At 75.2% G+C, this 18,023-nt stretch carries 16 protein-coding genes and 1 pseudogene; 9 read left to right on the forward strand and 8 right to left on the reverse strand.

Features of this window, described 5'->3' with window-relative positions:
• Positions 1 to 301: 301 nt before the first annotated feature.
• From J116_RS04860 to J116_RS04880, 5 genes are all read right to left on the reverse strand, one after another.
• Positions 302 to 1,225 (reverse strand): LLM class F420-dependent oxidoreductase, encoded by a 924-nt coding sequence (locus J116_RS04860; protein ID WP_023590471.1) that lies wholly within the window; start codon positions 1,223 to 1,225, stop codon positions 302 to 304.
• Between the two features lie 72 nt (positions 1,226 to 1,297).
• The gene (locus tag J116_RS04865) at positions 1,298 to 1,801 is read right to left on the reverse strand and encodes a DUF6099 family protein (RefSeq protein ID WP_023590470.1); all 504 of its coding nucleotides are present in this window, start codon (positions 1,799 to 1,801) and stop codon (positions 1,298 to 1,300) included.
• 125 nt (positions 1,802 to 1,926) lie between these two features.
• Complete coding sequence (locus tag J116_RS04870; RefSeq protein WP_023590469.1) at positions 1,927 to 2,295, reverse strand: nucleotide pyrophosphohydrolase; 369 nt, start codon at positions 2,293 to 2,295, stop codon at positions 1,927 to 1,929.
• A gap of 93 nt (positions 2,296 to 2,388) precedes the next feature.
• Positions 2,389 to 2,787, reverse strand: a complete 399-nt coding sequence (locus tag J116_RS04875; protein WP_023590468.1) for a cell division protein SepF — start codon at positions 2,785 to 2,787, stop codon at positions 2,389 to 2,391.
• Positions 2,788 to 2,878: 91 nt separating this feature from the next.
• Positions 2,879 to 3,295, reverse strand: coding sequence for a DoxX family membrane protein (locus tag J116_RS04880; RefSeq protein ID WP_023590467.1), 417 nt, complete (start codon positions 3,293 to 3,295; stop codon positions 2,879 to 2,881).
• 188 nt (positions 3,296 to 3,483) lie between these two features.
• Between J116_RS04880 and J116_RS04885 the strand changes: the two are divergent.
• From J116_RS04885 to J116_RS29685, 3 genes and pseudogenes are all read left to right on the forward strand, one after another.
• Positions 3,484 to 4,119: pseudogene (locus J116_RS04885) on the forward strand (phosphoribosyltransferase); the annotation flags it as partial.
• A 135-nt stretch (positions 4,120 to 4,254) separates the two neighbouring features.
• Entirely contained in the window at positions 4,255 to 4,977 is a 723-nt protein-coding gene (locus tag J116_RS04890) for a CBS domain-containing protein (RefSeq protein WP_023590465.1), read from the forward strand.
• Positions 4,978 to 5,010: 33 nt separating this feature from the next.
• Positions 5,011 to 5,307: a hypothetical protein gene (locus J116_RS29685; protein ID WP_028964645.1), complete on the forward strand. Its 297-nt coding sequence runs from the start codon at positions 5,011 to 5,013 to the stop codon at positions 5,305 to 5,307.
• A 58-nt stretch (positions 5,308 to 5,365) separates the two neighbouring features.
• Here the strand turns inward: J116_RS29685 and J116_RS04895 are convergent, their stop codons facing one another.
• Complete coding sequence (locus J116_RS04895; RefSeq protein WP_023590463.1) at positions 5,366 to 6,205, reverse strand: caspase family protein; 840 nt, start codon at positions 6,203 to 6,205, stop codon at positions 5,366 to 5,368.
• 216 nt (positions 6,206 to 6,421) lie between these two features.
• On the opposite strand from J116_RS04895, the gene J116_RS04900 reads away from it, so the two are divergent.
• The 6 genes from J116_RS04900 (at position 6,422) to J116_RS04925 (ending at position 14,971) form a co-directional block, all read left to right on the forward strand.
• On the forward strand, positions 6,422 to 7,318 hold the full coding sequence (locus tag J116_RS04900; RefSeq protein ID WP_023590462.1) for a DNA/RNA non-specific endonuclease: 897 nt from the start codon (positions 6,422 to 6,424) through the stop codon (positions 7,316 to 7,318).
• 32 nt (positions 7,319 to 7,350) lie between these two features.
• Positions 7,351 to 8,355 carry a serine aminopeptidase domain-containing protein gene (locus tag J116_RS04905; protein WP_023590461.1) on the forward strand — a complete coding sequence of 335 codons (1,005 nt, stop codon included), beginning with the start codon at positions 7,351 to 7,353 and terminating at the stop codon, positions 8,353 to 8,355.
• 100 nt (positions 8,356 to 8,455) lie between these two features.
• Positions 8,456 to 9,685: a hypothetical protein gene (locus J116_RS04910; protein ID WP_023590460.1), complete on the forward strand. Its 1,230-nt coding sequence runs from the start codon at positions 8,456 to 8,458 to the stop codon at positions 9,683 to 9,685.
• Positions 9,663 to 12,647 (forward strand): AAA family ATPase, encoded by a 2,985-nt coding sequence (locus tag J116_RS04915; protein ID WP_023590459.1) that lies wholly within the window; start codon positions 9,663 to 9,665, stop codon positions 12,645 to 12,647. Before J116_RS04910 ends, J116_RS04915 begins: the two co-directional genes overlap by 23 nt.
• A complete protein-coding gene (locus J116_RS04920) occupies positions 12,644 to 13,822 on the forward strand; it encodes a trypsin-like peptidase domain-containing protein (protein ID WP_023590458.1) in 1,179 nt (392 codons plus the stop codon). Before J116_RS04915 ends, J116_RS04920 begins: the two co-directional genes overlap by 4 nt.
• A gap of 81 nt (positions 13,823 to 13,903) precedes the next feature.
• Positions 13,904 to 14,971: a trypsin-like serine peptidase gene (locus J116_RS04925; protein ID WP_028964643.1), complete on the forward strand. Its 1,068-nt coding sequence runs from the start codon at positions 13,904 to 13,906 to the stop codon at positions 14,969 to 14,971.
• Between the two features lie 102 nt (positions 14,972 to 15,073).
• Here the strand turns inward: J116_RS04925 and J116_RS29025 are convergent, their stop codons facing one another.
• A complete protein-coding gene (locus J116_RS29025; protein WP_023590456.1) occupies positions 15,074 to 15,733 on the reverse strand; it encodes a hypothetical protein in 660 nt (219 codons plus the stop codon).
• The gene (locus J116_RS04935; RefSeq protein WP_023590455.1) at positions 15,730 to 17,895 is read right to left on the reverse strand and encodes an RICIN domain-containing protein; all 2,166 of its coding nucleotides are present in this window, start codon (positions 17,893 to 17,895) and stop codon (positions 15,730 to 15,732) included. The genes J116_RS29025 and J116_RS04935 overlap by 4 nt, the downstream gene beginning before the upstream one ends.
• Positions 17,896 to 18,023: the final 128 nt, after the last annotated feature.

The following is an 18,023-nucleotide window of genomic DNA, read 5'->3' on the forward strand; positions in this document are numbered from 1 at the left end:
CCCACCGTCCCCAGATCGCGGGTTCGCTCGACCGGGGGACCCCATGCTTGGGATGGGTCCGGCCGTGCCTCGGGGCGGGGTCCCGGTTGCCGGCGCCGTCCGTCGTGGGGTGTGCCCACCCTCCCCCAAGGTCTCGGCTTCGCTCGTCCAGGGGGACCCCCGTCCCCCTGGGGCCCCCTGGGCGAAGTCCTTGGGGGAGGAACGACTGCCCGCAGCGGTTGTGGTGCCGACCGTCGCGGCACCCCGCTCCCGGCCCGGCAGGGGCACCGCGGGACCGACGCGTCGCCCGGCTCCGGTGTGGTCAGTTCAGCTGGGACTGGACCTGGGAGGAGATCAGCTCCAGGTGGTCCAGGTCGTGCAGGTCGAGGAGCTGCAGGTAGATCCGGGAGCTGCCCGCCGCCGCGTACCGGCCGATCTTGTCCACGACCTCCGCGGGCGAGCCCGCCAGGCCGTTCTCCTTCAGCTCGCCCACGTCCCGGCCGATGGCGGCCGCACGACGGGCCACCTCCGCGTCGTCCTTGCCGACGCACACCACCAGGGCGTTGGAGTACACGAGGTCGTCCGCGCTCCGCCCGGCCTCCTCGGCCGCCGCGCGGACCCTGCCGAACTGCGCCTCCGTGTCGGCGACCGAGGCGAACGGGATGTTGAACTCGTCGGCGTACCGCGCCGCCAGACGCGGTGTCCGCTTCGCACCCAGGCCACCGATCAGCACCGGCACCTTCCGCTGGGCCGGCTTGGGCAGCGCCGGGGAGTCGGCCAGCTGGTAGAACTTCCCGTCGTAGCTGAACGTCTTGCCCGTCTCCGTGGCCCACAGGCCCGTGACGATGTCGAGCTGCTCCTCCAGGCGCCCGAACTTCTCCTTCGGGAAGGGAATCCCGTACGCCGTGTGCTCCGCCTCGAACCAGGCGGCGCCCAGGCCCAGCTCGACCCGGCCCCCCGACATCTGGTCCACCTGCGCCACCTGGATCGCCAGCACCCCGGGGAGCCGGAACGTGGCGGCCGTCATCAGCGTGCCCAGCCGGATGCGCTTGGTCTCGCGGGCCAGGCCCGCCAGGGTGATCCAGGCGTCCGTCGGGCCGGGCAGCCCGCTGACGGAACCCATGTGCAGATAGTGGTCGGAGCGGAAGAAGGCGTCGAAGCCGAGGTCCTCGGTGGCCTTGGCGACGGTGAGCAGGGTGTCGTAGCTCGCGCCCTGCTGGGGCTCGGTGAAGATACGCAGATCCATGACTCCATCCTGCACCGGACCGAGCCGTGAGCAGGACCGCGACCGACCGGGCCCACCGTCCCCACCCGCTCGTCACGGCCAGGCCGCCCAGTCCGCCGGGTCCACCGCCTCGGCCCGCTCGGGAGGTCTGGACCGGTCGGGCACCGGCAGCCGGCGCAGCATCACCCGCACCCGGTCACCGGCCTCGTCGGCGGCGTCGATCGCCTCGATGCACTGCCAGTAGAGCCCTTCCTCGTCCGTGGCGCAGGCCACGCCGACGAGGGCCATCCCCACCTCCCCGAGCAGCGCGCCGAGCGCCAGTAACGTCCCGCGCGGATCGAGGACTTCGGACAGCTGCGACGCCGCCGACGCGCCCGGCCGCCGCGCCGGGTGGTCCGGGCCCACGACCCCGCGGCCGCCCGTCTCCCCGAGACCGCGCGCCTCGCCCCGCACCTCACGCGGCCCGAACAGGGCCAGGTGGTCACCGATCGCCTGGGCCAGGCACTGCGCCTGCCAGACGGACGCCATGATGTCGGGCACCGCCCGGCTCTCGGCGAGATCACTCCGGCTGATGGAGATGAGCCGTTCCGCATCCATGTCCGCCGCCCCCGTTCGTACGACTGTCCGCTCACAGGTTCACTACCCAGAGTGAAGCCGTCCGAGCCCAAGCACCAGGGGAATTCGGAAATCTGTGGACACGAAGCTCAGTGTGAATAAGTCCATCACTCCGAAGAGTGACGATCTTGCCGCGCGGCCCGCCCCGGCGGCCGCCCCACCGGGAAGCGCCGCTCGTTCCGGTCGATCTTCGCGGAGAGCGCCTGGAGCGGATCGACGCCCAGCCTCCCGCAGAACTGGAGGAGATACGCGAGCACGTCGGCGACCTCGTCGGCCACGCGGTGCGCCGTCTCCGGGTCGTCCATGACCCGGTCGGCCTCCTCGGGCGTCAGCCACTGGAAGATCTCCAGGAGTTCGGCCGCCTCGACGCTCAGCGCCGCCGCCAGGTTCTTCGGGGTGTGGTAGGGCTGCCACTCGCGCGAGGCGGCGAACTCGGCCAGCCTGCGCTGCAGTCCCTCTACGTCGAGTTCCGTCACGGCGTCAGGTCTACCATCCGCGCCGGACACGGGGCCGGGCCGCCCCGGCGGAGGGCGGGCCGCCCCGGACGCCACGGCAGCCCGGGGCTCCCGTCAGGCGTGCGGGACGGCCGCGGCGGCGGTGCCCTCGACCTCCGTACCGGCGGGGGTCAGGAGGAACACGTTCCGGTCCACCCGGTGCATCGAGCTGCCCAGGCCGAAGACGACCCCGCTGCTGAAGTCCAGGACCCGCTTGGCCACTTCGGTGTCCGCGCTGGTCAGGTCCAGCAGCACGGGGATCTGCGCGACGAGGTACTCGGCGACCTCCCGCGCGTCCGCGAAGACCTGGACCCGCAGCACCACCATGCGGCGCTGCGCCCCGGCCTCGGAGTCCTGGGGGATCGTGCGGTGATCGACCCTGGACGGCCACTCGTCGCGCCCCCGCAGCGGGACGACCTGCGCCAGACCCTCCCACTGCTCGTCGGTGACGTCGTACCTCTCGTACCTACTCATGGACCCATCCTGGCGCCCCTCACCCGTTCGGCCCAACTCCGACACGGGTCGTGTCGCGGCCCGCCGTCACGGACGGGGCGCCGTCGGCACCTCAGTCGATGTCGAACAGCGGCCCGGTGACGGCGAGTCCCAGCTCGTCGCCCACGAACGAGAAGAACGCGAGCAGCATCAGCGCGGCACCGGCCGGTCCGACGTCCTTGAGGAAGTGGGTCATCTCCGCCTGTCGGCCGTCCGGGCTGTCCCCCTTCCAGAAGGCGTGCGTCACCAGCGCGGTCGGGACGAGGAAGACGAGCAGCAGCGCGCCCAGGTCGGCCCAGATGCCCAGCAGGATGCTCAGCCCGCCGAGCAACAGCAGCAGGCCGCTGAGGAGGATGGCGGGCTTGGCGGCGGGCAGGCCCTTGCTCTGCGCGTAACCGGCCATGTACTGCGTCTTCGTCAGATGGTTCGCGGCGAAGGCCAGGAACGGCAGGGCGAACAGAACGCGCCCGATGAGTACGAGGATGTCCATGTGCGTCCTCCGCTTGGAGCGCTTCGGCTGAGCGCGGTCTCGTGAGCGGTACTCGTGAACGGTTCGGCGCGGTTCTCGTGCGCGGTGCTCGTGAGCGGTTCTCGCGCACGGCTGAAGGAGGAACATCCCACCACAGGATACTTGCGGACGAACAGGCGTCCGGTCGTGGGCGCTCCTACGCTGGAGGCATGCGGTTCACCGATCGCGCGACCGCCGGACGGCAGCTGGCCGAGGCCGTGGGAAGGCTGCGCCCGGACCGCCCCGTCGTGCTCGGGCTGCCGCGCGGCGGGGTCCCCGTGGCCCATGAGGTGGCGGCGGCGCTGGACGCGCCCCTGGACGTGCTCGTCGTCCGCAAGCTGGGCGTGCCGTCCCGTCCCGAGCTGGGCTTCGGCGCGATCGGCGAGGACGGCGTACGGATCGTGAACGACGCGGTCGTGCGCGCCGCCGGGGTCGGCGAGGACGCCCGGGCACGGGTGGAGCTGGCCGAGCGGGGCGTCCTGGAGGAGCGGCTGCGGCGGTACCGGCGCGACCGGCCCGGGGTGCCGCTGCGGGGCCGTACGGCGGTGCTGGTGGACGACGGGATCGCGACGGGTTCGACGGCCCGGGCGGCCTGCCGGGTCGCGCGGGCGCACGGCGCGGCGCGGGTCGTGGTGGCCGTCCCGGTGGCCCCGCCCGAGGCGCTGGAGCTGCTGCGGCGGGAGGCGGACGACGTGGTGTGCCTGTCGTCGCCGGAGCGGTTCGGGTCCGTGGGCCAGTGGTACGACGACTTCGCTCAGACCCCCGACGAGGAGGTCGCGGAGCTGCTCGCCCGGCATGCCCCGCCCGCCGGGAACTGAACCGGCGGGGCGCTGTGCGCGACGTGCCGGCCGCACCCTCTTGCGCGGGGCGGTACAGGGCCCACAGTGGAGGGAGAGGGTTCGGGAACCGACGTTCCGACGCCGACCTTCCGGGAGGCCGTCATGACGCAGCATGCCCTGGGACAGGGCGCCCCGCAGGGCCGTCCCGGCGCCGAGGAGGTACGGGCTCCGCAGGGCCCCGCCCCCGGGGAGGTACGGCCCCCGGAGCGACCGGCGCCCGAGTCGGCCGCCGCTCCCGTCGCGGAGCCGCCCGCCGCCGAGTCGGCGTCCGCCGAGCCGCCGTCCGCGCAGCAGCCCCCCGCCTCCGCCGCCGTACCGGGTCGGGTGCCGGTCCTGGACCGGGCCGTGCGGGAGGTGATGCGGACGTCGCTGGTGACCGTCGCGGCCGGGGAGACGGTGCTGACCGCGTGGGAGCTGCTGGAGCGGTCGGGGGCGCGGCATCTGCCGGTGGTCCTGCCGGACGGGCGCTGCGCCGGACTGCTGGACCGGGCCGAGGTCGCGGTCGTCTGCGCGGCGCCCGCCGTGTCGCTGTCCCGCCGCTACGCGCGCGATCTGCTGCAACGCAGGTGTGCGGTGGTGCACCACGGGGACCCGGTGGGCCGGGCGGTGGCCGTGATGGACGCGAACGGCTGCGACGCGCTGCCGGTCGTCGGGGACTCCGGGACCCTGGCCGGTCTCCTCACGGCGGCCGACGTCGTGTCGGCGCTGGCGGGGCGCGGGGCCGAGGTCCTGCCCGGCGTGGGCGCGCGGCCGCCGTACCCGTACCCGGTGATGCCCGGCCTCCCGCCCCGGCAGGACGACGACAGGATCTCGCCGGTGCCGTGAGGGGACCCGGCCGGGAACGAGGAGGAGGTGGGCATGGTGACGAAGGGTTCCGACCGAGGCCGTGGCCGTGACGCGGAGCGCGAGCGCCGACGGGACGGCTCGGCCCGTGCGACGCCGCCTGCGAAGTCCCGTACGTCCCGAGCGCCCCGTACCGCTCCCGGCTCGGCGCCGCACGCGGCGTCGGGGGCGGCCGGGCAGGGACGCGAGGGCGGGGTGCCGGGCGCCCCGGGGGCGCGGCTGCCCGCGCACGGGCCCGCACGGACCGGCCAGGGCTCCGCCTGGCGGGACCGGCCCGTACGGACCATCCGCGTGCCCGGACTGTTCGGCTGAGGCGCGCACTGTCGACGGACGGGTCGGAGCGGCGGCGGGGCGGGACAGGACAGGGGCGTCAGACGGTGAACGGGCGCTGGGCGAGGAACGACTCCGCCGGGCGCCCGGAGAGGTACAGGTTGGGGCTCTGGCTGCCGGGCATGCGGCGGAGGATCGCGCGGTGGAAGGCCCGGTGGTCGCCACGGAAGCCGCCCTTGTCCCAGACCTTCAGGAGCGTCCCGGTGAACAGCCCGTTGACCTGCCCGTCCGAGGCGAGCTGGTTGTCCTGGCACGCCGAGACGAGCAGCGCGTCGGCGGGGCGCCCGTCGGCGCGCAGCTCCCGCTGGAGCTCGCGGAAGAAGTCCTTGTCGCGCTGGTAGATGGTGCCCTGCCGGTCGACCGGCATGAGACGCGACACGGTCTCGATCTCGTTCCGGTCCGCCGTGCCGAACTGGTCCCGCAGCGCCTCCGGGGTGAGCAGGTCCCGCACCTCGATGCCGCTGCCGCTGTGGCAGCAGTCGAGCAGGACGAAGATCCGTACGCCGTCGGCGAAGCGTGCCAGTTCGCGGTTCAGCTCGTCGTCGAGGTACTGCCGGTCGTACAGGACCAGCGTCTCGTCGAGGGCGTCCGGCTCGTCGGCGGTCTCGTCGGGGACCTGCCCGCCGTGCCCGGAGTACGTGAGCAGGAAGGCGTCCCCGTCGCGCAGCCGGGCCGCCGCGGCGCGCAGGGCGGCGGTGACGCCCTCGACGGTGGCCTCGTCGGTGAGCAGGACGGTGCCGGAGTACCCGGCGTCGGAGGCGAGGGCGGCCATGTCGCGGGCGTCGTTCTCGCAGGCGAGGAGGCGTCCGTCCCAGCCGTCGTAGCGGTCCGGGTCGACCGTGTTCAGTCCGATGTGCAGGGAAAGGCCGGTGGCACCCATCGAGTTCTCCTAGCGCGGGCGGCTGTGCGTGGGGTCGGTGCCATCCCTTCCGTACGGGGTGCCCGGGCGAACCGCCGGGCGGCGGCCGTGCGGGGAAATCCGCCTGAACGGGTCCGTCCCGCCGGGCCCGGGGCGCCCGGCGGCCGTCTGCGCTGATGGGGTGGCGTGGGCGGCGGCGCCGTTGGCCCGCCGCCACCGCGCGGTACTAGTCGGATCGTGATTTCCTCCGATGAACCGAACGGCTCGGAAGGCGCGGAGCCGGGGCGCCCGAGCGGCGGCTCGCTGGCCGGCCGCGAGGGCTACGACGAGGGCTTCCTCGGCATCGCCGTACCGCTGCCGCGGCTCACCGCGCCCCGCGTCGAGACGGTCGTGCTGCCGTACACCCACTTCAGCGTCCTCCTGCGCCCCGACCGGCGGCTCGCGGCGGCCACCGCCGTGACCATCGACGGCGAGCGGCTGGTGGAGGACGTGCCGCGCACCGACGACTGGCGGTACGACCCGCGCGTGGCGGAGGACTGGCAGGCCGGGCCGGAGGTGTACCGGAACAATTCCCTGGACCGGGGCCACCTGGTGCGCCGCCTCGACCCGGTGTGGGGTGCGACGGCCGTGGCGGTCCGCGCCGACGGCGACACGTTCCACTACACGAACGCCGCCCCGCAGGCCGATGTGTTCAACCAGGGCAAGCAGGTGTGGCAGGGCCTGGAGAACCACCTCCTCGACCACGCCGCCCGCTTCGACCGCAAGCTGACCGTGCTGACCGGGCCGGTCCTGCACGACGCCGACCCGCCGTACCGGGGCGTGCAGGTGCCGCTGCGGTTCTGGAAGGTGGCGGCGTTCGTCCACGACGGGGTGCTCGCGGCGACGGCGTATGTCCTCGACCAGAGCCCGGACCTGACGCGCGACGCCGACCGGGCGCTCGCAGGGGCGGTGCCGGGCGCGCCTCCGCCGCTGGGCGCTTTCCGCACCTACCAGGTGCCGGTGGGGGACGTGGCGCTGCTGACCGGCCTGGACCTCGGTCCGCTGCCGGGCGCCGACCTGATGCCGCCCGCGCGTGCCCCGGAGGGCCGCTGGCGGCGCCTGGAGGCGCCCGACGAGACCGTCATGAACCTCTGATCCGATGATCTGAGTCCCGCCACGGAGGCCCCATGCGACCCCGGATCGTGTACGTCCACGGCTGCGGCCCCAAGCCGCGCGCCGCCCTGCTCGCGGAGCAGTGGGACCGGACGCTGTTCGGGCACGACGCGAACGCCATGTCGCACCTGGCGTACTGGGCCCCGCTCCTCCACCCCGAGCCGCTGCCGGACCGCCTGCCGGACCCGCTGGAGGGCAGGCCGGGGGCGGTCGCGGAGGCGGAGGCCGAGGAGGAGGCGGAGACACCCGCGCCGCCGCTCCTCGAGGACCCCGCCCGGTTCGTGGCCCGCGTGTCGGCGGAGGCCGAGGCGGCCAGGGCCCGCGCCGCTACGGAGGGCGTAACGGGCTCCCGTACGGACGCGGGCTCCCGTACCGAAGCGGCCGGCGGGCTGCTGGAGGGGTGGCTGCGGGACATGGCGTACCTCGCCGAGGCGCTCGCGCTGGCCGAGGAGCCGCGCCCCGGGCCCGGCGAGGAGCCGCTGCCGAGGGCGCTGCCGCTCCCCCGGCCCGCCCGTACGGCGCTGTTCCGGCTGCTGGTGCGGCATGTCTTCGAGGACGCCCACGCGTACTTCTTCGGCGGCGCGGGACCGGCCGTGCGGCAGGTCGTGGCGGACGCGCTGGACGCCGCCGAGGCCGCCCGGGACGCGGAGGGCGGCGGGCCGCTGGTCGTGGTCGGCCACAGCCTCGGCAGCGTCGCCGCGTACGAGGTGCTGGCCGAGCGCGGGCGCCCGGTGGACCTGTTCGTGACGCTCGGCTCCCCGCTCGGCGTCACCGAGGTGCAGGACCTCCTCGCCGCGTCGCCCGCCGTGCCGCCCGGTACGGCGCTGTGGCTCAACGCCTCCGACGCGCGGGACCTCGTGGCCCTCGACCACACGCTGCGCCCCGACTACGCCCCGCGAGGGCGTGTCACGGACCTGCTGGTCGCCAACGGGAGCGCCAACCACCACGGGGCCGCCGAGTACCTCGCGAACCCACTGGTGCGGGAGCCGGTGCGCCGGGTGTTCAGCCGGATTGCATGACCGCCTACCGGGTGTGACGATGAACGGGAGAGGGCCGAAGGGGGGCATGGCGCGACCGGGAGGGTGACCGGCACGACGGTGACGACCGGGCAGGTGCTGCATGCCGCTGGAGACCCCCGAGTGGGACAAGGTCACCGAGTGGGTCCGCGAATTCCTGCTGGACTCCACCGACCCGTACACCCAGCTGCGGCACGCCGGTTTCCCGCCCGAGTTCATCGGCGGCCTGCCGCTGACCGCCGTCAGCTCGCAGAACGCCCGCGTGCTGGTCCAGGCGTCCCGCCGGACCATCGACGGCCAGGTGCTGCTGCTGCGGGCGCTGGTCCTCAACGACCGGCTGCGGAACCTGCCGTACGTCAGGGACGCCGAGGAGTACCTCGCCCAGCTGGAGCGGGACGCTGAGGCGCACGGCTCGCAGGACGTGTTCCGCACGCATGTGCTGCGCGGTGCCGAGGTGTTCCTCGACCGGGAGGACCTGCGGGAGACGCTGCGCGCGTTCGTCGCGGACAGCGACAAGTCGGTGCTGCTCGTCGACGGCGAGCCGTACAGCGGGCGCTCGTACACGTACACGTTCATCCGGCACATCGCCCAGCACCAGGGGTTCCGCCCGGCGCGGGTGCTGCTGGAGCCGACGATGACGGCCACCAAGGTCGTACGGCGGCTCGCCGCGTTCGTGTCCGACCCTCGCGCGGGGGTCGTGCCGCCCGTGCCGACGGACCTGGACGACCCCCTGCCCGCGCTGGACGAGGCGGTGCACTGGGTGGTGCTCCAGGCGACCGGCGCGGAGGACCTGTTCTGGTTCGTGCTGGACGACTGCGACCGGCTCGACCCGGGCTCCGACGTGTGGGACCTGATCAGCCAGCTGGCGCTGGCCATCTACGAGCACGCGCCCGTACGCCGCGCCCAGGCGCCGCGCCTGGTGCTCCTCGGGTACGGCGAGTCGATGCGGCAGCTGCCGTACGAGCTGCGGCACAGCATGTGCTGGGACAGGGCGCGGACCGCGGGTCCCGACGAGGTGCGGGCGTTCTTCGACCGGTACGTGCGCGAGCAGCCGCCTCCTTCGCTGGCCGCGCTGGCGGCGGAGGAGCGGGAGGCGGCCCTCACCGGTCTCGTGGACGTGGCCGTGGAGGAGGTCCTCGCGGCGGCGGACGGGAGCACGGCGGGCGCGGGCACAGTCGAGGGGGGCACGGCGGGCACGGCTGCAGCGGACGGGCGTACGGACGGCACAGTGGGTGGCGGCTCCGCGGGCGGCGAGCCCTGCGGGGACAGCTACATGCGGCGCCTGGGCAGCGCGGTGGAGGGAGCGGTGCGTGTCTACCGGGCCCTCCACTGAGACGACCGGCGCCGCCGCCCTGTGCGAGCTGTTCCGCGACCGGCTGCGGCAGGAGCTGCGGCCCGGCACCGGACCACCGGGCCCCGTACCCGACACCCGGTGCGGCTACCGCCGGGCCGCCTGCCTGCTGACCTCGTTCGACCCGCGCGAGCTGCGCCTCCCCGACGAGGCCGTGCCGACCGGCCGGGCCTTGATGGAGCTGGCGGCGGACTGCGCGGCGACCGGCATGGCGGACCGCACCGAGTGGACGCTGAAACCGGAGGTGCGGGAGGCGACCCTGCGCGCCCTGCCCGGCCCGGACGAGGCGCTGCGCGCGCTGGAGGCCAACCTCGGCGCCGCGCCCGACGGTCCCGGGCCCGAGCGGGTGTGCCTGGAGGTGCTGCGGGGCACGCCGCCCCGGGCGGAGGGCGCGGGCCCCGACGAGCTGTCGGACGTCCTCCAGGCCGTGCTGTGGCTGTCGCTGGTGCCGGGCGTGACCGGGCTGCCGGACGCCCAGGTCGTACAGGGCGAACTGGAACTCTCGCGGCTGCTCCAGCCGTTGGAGCGCCTGGTGCGGGTCCCCTTCATGGGCCGCGACAAGGAGCTGGCAGCGCTGCGCGACCACGTCCACGCGCCGGGGCCACCGCCGGGCACCCGTCCGGCCGTGCCTCCACCGCTGGTGGTGCACGGGCCGGGCGGCATGGGCAAGAGCACGCTCCTCGCCACGTTCCTGCTGGACAGTCTGCGCGGCGGCGCCGAGGCGGGCGGCACGGGCGGCGGCGTACGGAGGTTCCCGTTCCCGTTCGCGTACATCGACTTCGAGCGGCCCACCCTGTCGGTGCACGAGCCGGTGACGCTGATCGCGGAGGCGGCGCGGCAACTGGGCATCCAGTACCCGGCGTTCCGCGCCGAGCTGGACGCGCTGGCCGCCGCCTGCCAGGAGGAGGCGCACCAGCAGCGGGCCGAGGAGGGGCGGGTCGTCGAGCTGAACCGGCTCGCCACCACGCGCGCGGGGCTCGGCCGCAGGTCGTCGCGGCAGTTCCTGACGGGGGCGAGCGAGCGGGAGAGCGCGCTGTCTGGGCAGGTCGGTGAGGTGCTGCGGCGGGCGGTGTCGGGTGAACCGCCGTTCGTGCTGGTCGTGGACTCGTTCGAGGAGGCACAGTACCGGGGTTCACCGGCGCTGGGCCGCATGTGGGCGGTTTTCGTGGCGCTGTCGGAGGCGTACCCGAGGGTGCGCGCCCTCGTGTCGGGGCGTTCACCGGTCGGGCATCCGGCGGAGGGGGCACGGCCGGTGGAGATCGAGCTGCGCGACCTGGACCCGGACGCGTCCGTGGCGCTGCTGCGGGCGTGCGGGGTGGCGGACCCGGAGGTGGCGCGGCTGCTCGCCGACCGGGTCGGCGGGCACCCGCTGAGCCTGCGGCTCGCGGCGCGGGCGGCGGCGCTGGCCGGGTCGGACGTGATGGGCGTGAAGGAGCTGATCGGGAGCCTGCCCGCGCGGCGCCGGGACTTCTTCCGCCGCGTCGACCAACTGCTCGTGCAGGGCATCCTCTACGAGCGGATCCTCCAGCACATCCCCGACCCGGACGTGCGGCGGCTCGCCCAGGCCGGTCTCGTGCTGCGGCTGATCACGCCTGAGGTCGTCCAGGAGGTGCTGGCCGGGCCGTGCGGGGTCGCCGTGGCGGGCCCGGAGGACGCGCGGCGGCTGTTCGGGACGCTGTCCCGGCTCGACCTGGTCGAACCGGCCGGCCCGCAGGCGGTACGGGTGCGGTCCGACGTACGGGCGATCATGCTGCGGCTCGCGGCGGGCGACCCGGCGTCGCCGACGCGGGAGGTGGAGCGGCGGGCCGTCGAGTACTACGCGGCGCGGGAGGGCCTGGAGGCGCGCGCCGAGGAGATCTACCACCGGCTGCGGCGCGGCGAGCACCCCCGCACCGTGGAGGAGCGGTGGCTGCCCGGCGTGGAGCGGCTGCTGGCGGGCGCGCAGGACGAGATGAGCCCCCGGGCGGCTGCCCTGCTGAACGCGCACCGGCGGCGCGGCGGGGCGTCGGACCTGGTGATGGCGGAGGCCGACCAGGAGGACTGGGAGCGGATCGCCGCGCGTGAGGTGGAGGACCTGCTGGCGCAGGGCTTCACCGGCCAGGCGCTGGCCCGGCTCGCCGAGCGGCGCCCGTGGACGCCGTGCAGCGCCCTGCACGCGCTGCTCGCGGAGGCCCTGGACCGGGCCGGGCAACGGGCCGAGGCGCTGCGGGTGGTGTCCGACGCGGTCGACGGCGCGCGCGAGGCGGACTGCGGGGAGCGGCAGTTGGAGCTGCTGCTGCTGTCGGCACGGCTCGCGGAGCAGGACGGCGACGCGGACAGCGCGGACCGGGACCTGCGGCTCGCGGAGGACGTGGCGATCGGCCTGGGCCAGGACCTGGAGGCGATGGGCACGCTGCTGGCGCGGGCGCGGCTCGCCGAGGGCGCGGAGGTGCCCGACCGGGACGCGGACACGCGCCTCGCGCGGCGGCTGCGGCAGGTCCCGGACGAGGTGCTGGCCGATCAGCCGTCGCTGGTGCGGGCGGCGGCGTCCCAGGTGTACACGCTGGACGCGCGGGCGCTGGACCACGCGTTGGACCTGGTGGGGCTGCCGGACGGCGACGAGGTGCTGGAGGTGCTGGGCACGGGCCTGCGGCGGGCGGTGAAGGCCGACCCGCTGCTGCTGCGGCCGCTGATGGACATCCTGCGGTCGGCGGCCGGAGCGCACGACGTGCCCGCCCGCCCGGCCGGCCCCTCGCCCGCCGGGGAACCGCCGCCGGCCCCGTTGACGCCCCCGCCGTCGCCGCCCCCGACGGACGTCACGGACATCCTGCGGCTCGTACGGGACCGGGGGATGCTCGACGAGCTGGCGCGGCGGCTGCTGGTGCTGCGGGACGGCAGCGGGCAGATCGCGGCGAGCGTCGCCGCGGCGCTGCGCGGCGGCGGGGAAGGCGGTGAACTGCCATGACCGGTGGGACGGTCGTAGGCTTTCTGTCGCAGGAGGAGATCCTCGCCGTGCGGGACGCGGCCCTCGACGCGGGCCTCACCGATCCCGCCGTACGGCCGCTGCTGTTCAACGGGATCATGCCCCGCTACCGGGCGACGCTTCCGCTGCTCGCGGCGCCGGGCCTCCAGACGCAGTCGGACCTGGTGGAGATGAACCGGGTGGAGCGGCTGGTCGACGGGTCGGTGCCGCTGGAGATCTGGCTGCGCAACGCGGTCGCCCAGACCACGGCCGCCGCGCCGCTGGCCGTGCTCCAGCGGGCCCTGGACGACGTGGCGCGGGACGCGGCGGGCGAGCCGGACGTGCTCGTGGAGCGGCCGGTGCCGGAGATCAAGGAGCAGATCGTCCACCGGGACGACACGGTGCCGTTCGCGTTCCTGCGGGGCGGTGACGCGGCGGGCGCGGCGGTGGCGCGCGTGCGGGTGCCGCCGTACGAGGGCGGGCTGCCTCTCCAGCCGAACGGCAACCCCCATACGGGCACCGGCTGGCTGATCACCCCGCGGCTGCTGGTCACCAACCACCACGTCGTCAACGCCCGTACCGGGACCGGTGGCAGGCGCCCCCTGGCCGGCCCGGACGACCTGCTGCTCCAGGCACGGGCCACGCGCGCGCGGTTCGGCTACGAGGACGACGACACCGAGACGGAGGAGGCCGCCGTGGCGGACCTCGCGGCCTGCGACGCGGAGCTGGACTACGCGGTGCTGCGGCTCGCGGAGCCCTCGACCCGGCCGGTCCTGCCCCTGTACGGGCGGACACTGCGGGTCGCGCGGGGCGACGTGGTGGCCGTCAACATCATCCAGCACCCGGGTGGCGCCCCGAAGCGGGTCGCGCTCCGCAACAACCTGGTGTTCGAGGCGGACGACCGGGACCTGCACTACTTCACCGACACGCGCGGCGGTTCGTCGGGCTCGCCGGTCCTGACGGACGACTGGCGGGTGGTGGCGCTGCACCGGGGGACGCGGCGCGTGGAGAACGTGTCGTTCCAGGGGCGCGGCACGGCGTTCGTGAACGTCGGTACGCAGATCACCGCCGTCCTGGCCCACCTGGCGGCGCACGCGCCGGACGTACACGCCGAGATCGAGGCGGCGCGGCACGGAGGCGCGGCGCACGGAGGTACGGCGGCGGGGGCGCCCGTGTGACCGCACCCCGGACCCGCCGGAGGACCCGTGAAGACCGCGCGTCCCCGGACCCAGCGGGGGACCGTCGAGAAGGAGCAGCACATGGCCAGCCGGAACAGGTCGCCGGTCGCGGCAGGACCCGCGCAGATCTTCGCCGATCTGCGGGGCGTCGCCGACCGGGTACGGGAAGGGCTGACGCGGGAGATCCCGGAGTCGGCGTACGAACCGCCCGCCGACGAGGCGCCGGGCGAGGAGATCGCCCGGTTCGCCGAGCAGGAGCGGGCACGGGTGCTGGAGGCGGGGGCGCGGGGCCTGGAGAAACTGGCGGCGGGGCGGGACGACGAGATCGGCGACGACGAGTCGTTCGGGATGGAGGCGATCGTCCTGCTGGAGGGCCGGCCCGCGATCCTCGTGCAGGGCGGGGACTTCCCGCCGCAGGAGGGCGAGTGGGAGATGCTGAACGGCCGGCGGGCGGCGATCCGGGAGACCCTGGCGCGGGTGGGCCGGGTGGACGTGTCGGGACACCTGCGCCTCGACTGGGTGGGGACGGCGTTCCTGGTCGGCGCGGACGTGGTGATGACCAATCGCCATGTGGCGCTGGAGTTCGCGGCGGACGACGGGGCGTCGGCGTGGACGTTCCAGCCGGGGCTCGGCGCGGCCATGGACCTGGCCCGCGAGTTCGGGGCGCTGCCGGGCGTGGGCGGGCTGACGTACGCCGTGACGGAGGTGATCGGGGTCCACCGGGACGTCGACATGGCGCTGCTGCGGGTCGCGCCCGCGCCGGGCGGGCAGGAGCTGCCGTCCCCGCTCGCGGTCGCGGCGGACGCGCCCGCCGACCTGCCGGGCCACCCGGTGTACGTGGTGGGGCACCCGGCGTGGGACGGGCGGCGCAACGAGCCCGAGTCGATGCGCCGGATCTTCATGGACATCTACAACGTGAAGCGCCTCCAGCCGGGCACGGCCAACCAGTTGCTGGCCGAGCGGAACGTGCTGACGCACGACTGCTCGACGCTGGGCGGCAACAGCGGCTCCCCCGTCCTGGACCTGGCCGACCACCGCGTGCTGGGCCTCCACTTCGGCGGGCGGTACGGCTTCGGCAACTACGCGGTGCCGCTGTGGGAGATGCTGGACGACCCGCTGGTGCGGCGGGCGGAGCTGAACTTCGTCTGAGGCCGCCGTCATGGTGCCGGTTCCCGGTACCCGGTGTCCGCCGGGCAGGGGTGCGCCCCGGAGCGCGGGGCTCCGGGGCGCTGTGGGGGGTTTCCGGTGGGGTCAGCGGCGTGCCGTACCGCTCCCGGGTACGACCCGGGCCCGCCGCCGGGCCAGGAGGGCCCCGGTCGCGGTGGCCACGGCGACGCCGGCCGCGAGGGTCACGGCGGCCGTGAACCCGCCTGCCGGGCCCGTACCGGGGGCCGGTCCGGCCCCGGTGGCGGTGGCCCCGCCGGGCGCTGCGCCCGTACCGGCGGCCGGGCCCGTGGCCGTACCGGCTGTGCCGCTTGCGCCCGGGGGGTGGCCGGGCCGGGACGGGGGGCTGGACGCCGGGGTGCCCGGGGACACGTCCAGCTCCTCCTGCGCGCGGCCGAGACCGGGGTGGCCGACCTCGATGGTGACCTTCCACCGGCCCGGCGGCAGCGCCTCCGCCGTCGTGTAGCCGGTCGGCGTGCCCGCCGCGCGGACGAGCCGCCACGGGCCGAGGCCGGTCCGCCCGTCGGCGCTGACGGCGTTCACCGTCGCCCCGAGCCGCTCGTCGACCGGGTCGCCGTCACCCGCCCACGTGACGGTCGCCTCGACGCGGCCGAAGGACTGGCCGGTGATGTCCACCGCCAGGCCGCCGCCGTGGGCGTGGGCGCCGCCCGGCGCGGCCAGCCACAGGGCGGGCCCGGCGACGGTCGCCAGGGCGGCGGCACGGAGGGCTCGACTGGCGCGGGTCACGGCTTCTGGACCGTCCAGACCTGCGCGGCGCCGCCCGAGGCGTGCTGGAGCTCGATCAGCCACGAGCCGTAGTACGGGCGGTCGCTGACGCCGAGCACGTACCGGCTGCCGCCCGCCGTGACCGTCACGCCGCTGCCGCTCGCGGTGATCCGCCACCGCTGGTTCGCGGCGCCGCCGCACGGCTGCTGGGCCACCCACATGCCGGCCGACGGGGTGCCGCCCGGCTGGAGGCACTTGCCGGACGCGGAGGAGCGGATGCGGACGTACCCGCCGCCCGCGTCGTCGAAGACCCACTGCTGGGCGGCGTAGCCGTTGCGCTGGGAGCCCACGAGGACGGTGCCGTCGGCGGTGCGGCCGCCCCAGATCTCGGCGGCGTTGCCGGTGGCGCCGTTGGCGAGCACGTACCGGGTGCCGGGCGCCGGGTTCGTACCGCCGCCGGTCCCGGCCGTGCGGAACGAGGTGGCGCGGCCCGGGCGGCCGTCGCGGCCGGAGGTGTCGCGGACGGAGACGGCGACCGTGTAGGAGGTGCCCGGGGTCAGGTTGTAGAGGCGGGCGCTCGGCGCGTTGACCCATCCGGCGGGGCGGCCGTTGAGGTGGACCTGGTACCAGGCGGCGCCGGGGACGGCACGCCAGCTGGCCACCGCGGAGTCCTGGGCGATCTGGCCGACGGTGACGTCCGGGCCGGTGGTGGTGCCGGTGCCGCCCGTGGGCGACGGGGTCGGCGTGGGGGTGGGGCCCGGGTTCGGTCCGGTGCCGTTGCCCTTCCGGCGCATCAGGAACTGGTTGTCGGCCATGTTCCAGTGCGTGGCGAGGTAGCTGCCGGGCCTGGGGTTGGTGTGGAAGTAGTCGTCGTTGTTGCAGTCGAGGCGGTTCTCGTGGGCGCGGTCGCCGCAGACGGTGCGCATCTTCGGGTAGTACGGGCTGTCCGAGTAGCACATGACGTCCCACTCGTCGGTGCAGTGCGCGCCCCGGCTGGTGTTGGGGGCGCTGTTGTTGACCGCGCCGAGGTTGTGGCCCAGTTCGTGGGCGGCGGTGTGGCCGCCCCAGCAGCCGGAGTCCGTACGGCCGTAGGAGGGGCCGAAGTTGCTCAGGTTGTTCTGGCCGGGCCGCTCGTCACCGGCGAACGTGCCGATGCCGCAGTAGACCTGCGCGTCAGCGAAGATCATGTACTTGCGGTCGCGGCGGTCGAGGCCCTTGGCGGCCAGTGCGCGGTTGGTGGCGCTGAACTCTGCGAGGGCGGAGGCCGGGACCTCGACGTTCAGCACGGTGGGCGTGCAGTCCGCCGCCGTCACATAGCGGATGTGGCGGACGCCGCCCGTGTCGCGGGCGCTCTCGGCGAAGATGAGGTCGGCGTCGGCGGCCCACTTGCGGAAGGACGGCAGGTACTGGGCGTACCGGTCCTTGCCGGGGGCGTGGACGTACACGACCTGCACGCGGTTGCCGCTCGTGCCGTCGCCCTCGCACTGGACGGTCTGCCCGGCGGGCCCGTTGGCGGCGGTGCGGGTGGTGCCGCTGGTGCCGCGGGGGTCGGTGGTACCGGCCGGGGCGGAGCCGGTGGGCGCGGCGGAGCCGGCGGGTGGCCGGGCGGTGGCGGCCTGGTCGTCCTTCGCCGCGGCGGCCGCGTCGATGGCGGGCGCGGACGCGGGGGCCTGCGCGGTGCCGTCGGCCGCCCCGCCGTCGGGGGCCTTTCCGTCGGGGGCCTGGCCGTCGGTCGCCTTGCCGGGCGTGGTGGCCGGGTCCTCGGCGGGGACGGCCGCCTTGACGGCCGGAGGGGTGTCCTTCTTGATGTCCACACCGGGCGGCGGGGCGTCGGGCCCGTGGGTGCAGTGGCCGCTCGCGGTGCGGTACACGCCCTCGCAGGCGTCGTTCTCGGGGGCGGGCTTCAGGCCCTTGTAGACCAGGCCCTTGGCGGGTTCGCTCTTCGGGACCTCGGTGAGCGGTTCGGTCTTCTCGTCCCGGGCGGGCGAGGCCGCCGGTTCGGGTGCAGCGCCGGGTGTGGCCGCGGCGGGCCGGGCGAGCGCCTGCGGGCCGTTCCCACCCGCTGACGGTGCGTCGGCCCCGTACACCCCCTGGTAGGCCACCGCGCCGACCGTCGCCATCACGGCGACCGCGGCGGTCGCGAGTATGAGGCGGCGGGGCTTTCGGCGGGGCGTCTTCTGCATTCTTCGACGTCCGGACACGTTCGTTGCACCTTTCCTTGGTCCTTGGTCAGAGGACGGTGCGGGAAGCCTGCCAGAGGAGAATTCCGGCATTCGCGACCAGAGGGAACGAGCCCGTTCCGTAACCGTGC

The organism is Streptomyces thermolilacinus SPC6, from assembly GCF_000478605.2.
Classification (GTDB): domain Bacteria; phylum Actinomycetota; class Actinomycetes; order Streptomycetales; family Streptomycetaceae; genus Streptomyces; species Streptomyces thermolilacinus.

Excerpts from the sequence above, each read along its gene's own strand:
- J116_RS29685 (WP_028964645.1), top strand. The coding sequence starts at position 5,011 with ATGGTGACGAAGGGTTCCGACCGAGGCCGTGGCCGTGACGCGGAGCGC.
- J116_RS04905 (WP_023590461.1), top strand. The coding sequence starts at position 7,351 with ATGCGACCCCGGATCGTGTACGTCCACGGCTGCGGCCCCAAGCCGCGC.
- J116_RS04880 (WP_023590467.1), bottom strand. The coding sequence starts at position 3,295 with ATGGACATCCTCGTACTCATCGGGCGCGTTCTGTTCGCCCTGCCGTTC.
- J116_RS04920 (WP_023590458.1), top strand. The coding sequence starts at position 12,644 with ATGACCGGTGGGACGGTCGTAGGCTTTCTGTCGCAGGAGGAGATCCTC.
- J116_RS04910 (WP_023590460.1), top strand. The coding sequence starts at position 8,456 with ATGCCGCTGGAGACCCCCGAGTGGGACAAGGTCACCGAGTGGGTCCGC.
- J116_RS04925 (WP_028964643.1), top strand. The coding sequence starts at position 13,904 with ATGGCCAGCCGGAACAGGTCGCCGGTCGCGGCAGGACCCGCGCAGATC.
- J116_RS04895 (WP_023590463.1), bottom strand. The coding sequence starts at position 6,205 with ATGGGTGCCACCGGCCTTTCCCTGCACATCGGACTGAACACGGTCGAC.
- J116_RS04865 (WP_023590470.1), bottom strand. The coding sequence starts at position 1,801 with ATGGATGCGGAACGGCTCATCTCCATCAGCCGGAGTGATCTCGCCGAG.
- J116_RS04860 (WP_023590471.1), bottom strand. The coding sequence starts at position 1,225 with ATGGATCTGCGTATCTTCACCGAGCCCCAGCAGGGCGCGAGCTACGAC.
- J116_RS04890 (WP_023590465.1), top strand. The coding sequence starts at position 4,255 with ATGACGCAGCATGCCCTGGGACAGGGCGCCCCGCAGGGCCGTCCCGGC.
- J116_RS04875 (WP_023590468.1), bottom strand. The coding sequence starts at position 2,787 with ATGAGTAGGTACGAGAGGTACGACGTCACCGACGAGCAGTGGGAGGGT.
- J116_RS04935 (WP_023590455.1), bottom strand. The coding sequence starts at position 17,895 with ATGCAGAAGACGCCCCGCCGAAAGCCCCGCCGCCTCATACTCGCGACC.